A 1,528-nucleotide genomic window follows, 5' to 3' on the forward strand; every position below is an offset into this window, starting at 1 on the left:
GGTTTAGGACGGCTTTCAGGCCGATCTCTTTAATAATGGCCGCGATGGTCTTGGGGCCGCGTCGAAGGGACAGTATGATTTGATAATACTGGACGTGATGCTGCCTTTCCTCGACGGGTGGCAAATCATCAGCGCACTGAGGAAGTCCGGGCACGAAGAACCGGTCCTGTTTTTAACCGCAAAAGACAACGTGCGGGACAAAGTGAAAGGACTGGAGCTTGGTGCAGATGACTACCTGATTAAGCCCTTCGATTTTACGGAGCTGGTTGCACGTGTAAGAACCTTACTGCGGCGGGCACGCTCGCAGTCCGCAACGGTTTGCACCATCGCCGATATGACCGTTGATATGGTGCGCCGAACCGTGATCCGTTCGGGGAAGAAGATCCATCTCACCGGTAAAGAATACGTTCTGCTTGAGTTGCTGTTGCAACGCACCGGAGAAGTGTTACCCAGGAGTCTTATCTCGTCCTTGGTCTGGAATATGAACTTTGACAGTGATACGAATGTGATTGATGTCGCCGTGAGACGTCTGAGAAGTAAAATTGATGATGACTTTGAACCAAAACTGATCCATACCGTTCGCGGTGCCGGATATGTCCTGGAGATCAGAGAAGAGTGAGGTTCAAAATTTCCCTGACCACACGCCTGAGCCTGATTTTTTCTGCAGTGATGCTTACGGTATGGTGGTTATCAAGTTTTATCCTGATTAGCACCCTTAATGGCTATTTCGATAATCAGGATCGCGATTTTCTGACTGGTAAACTTCAGCTCACCGAAGAGTTTCTTAAAACAGAGACGTTCAGGAACAAAACGGATATTAAGTCATTATCAGAAAAAATAAACGATGCGATGGTGGGGCACAATGGCTTATTCATTTCTATAAAAAATATGGAAAATGAAAAACTGGTGGAACTGTATGCCAAAAATTCTGTTGTTCCAGCGGTCCTGCTAAATAAGTCGGGGGATATTCTCGACTATATGATCCAGACGGAAGAAAATAACACCGTATACCGCAGTATCTCGCGGCGGGTTGCCGTGACGCCGGAACAGGGTAAAAGCAAACATTTCATCGTTACGGTTGCCACGGATACCGGGTATCACACCCTGTTTATGGATAAGCTCAGTACCTGGCTGTTCTGGTTCAATATCGGTCTGGTTTTTATTTCTGTTTTTCTGGGCTGGCTGACCACACGCATTGGTCTGAAACCGTTACGGGAAATGACCAGTCTGGCTTCCTCCATGACCGTGCACAGCCTGGATCAGCGTCTTAATCCCGATCTGGCTCCGCCGGAAATCTCAGAGACCATGCAGGAATTCAATAACATGTTCGATCGCCTGGAGGGTTCATTCCGGAAACTGTCAGATTTCTCGTCTGACATCGCGCATGAGCTGCGCACACCGGTCAGTAATCTGATGATGCAGACGCAGTTTGCACTGGCTAAGGAAAGGGATGTTTCGCATTACCGCGAAATTTTATTCGCTAACCTGGAAGAACTGAAAAGGTTGTCACGAATGACCAGTGACATGC

General features: G+C 47.9%; 1 protein-coding gene and 1 pseudogene. Both read left to right on the forward strand.

The window, feature by feature from the left end:
- Nucleotides 1–7 precede the first annotated feature (7 nt).
- Nucleotides 8–619 (forward strand): annotated as a pseudogene (pcoR, locus tag APU11_RS05000) (copper response regulator transcription factor PcoR); the annotation flags it as partial.
- Nucleotides 616–1,528 (forward strand): copper resistance membrane spanning protein PcoS (pcoS, locus tag APU11_RS05005; RefSeq protein WP_072200366.1); only part of this gene is annotated, 913 nt, incomplete at its 3' end. The pseudogene pcoR and the gene pcoS, both read left to right, overlap by 4 nt.

It is taken from the genome of Enterobacter sp. 50793107 (genome assembly GCF_001463365.1).
Classification (GTDB): domain Bacteria; phylum Pseudomonadota; class Gammaproteobacteria; order Enterobacterales; family Enterobacteriaceae; genus Enterobacter; species Enterobacter cloacae.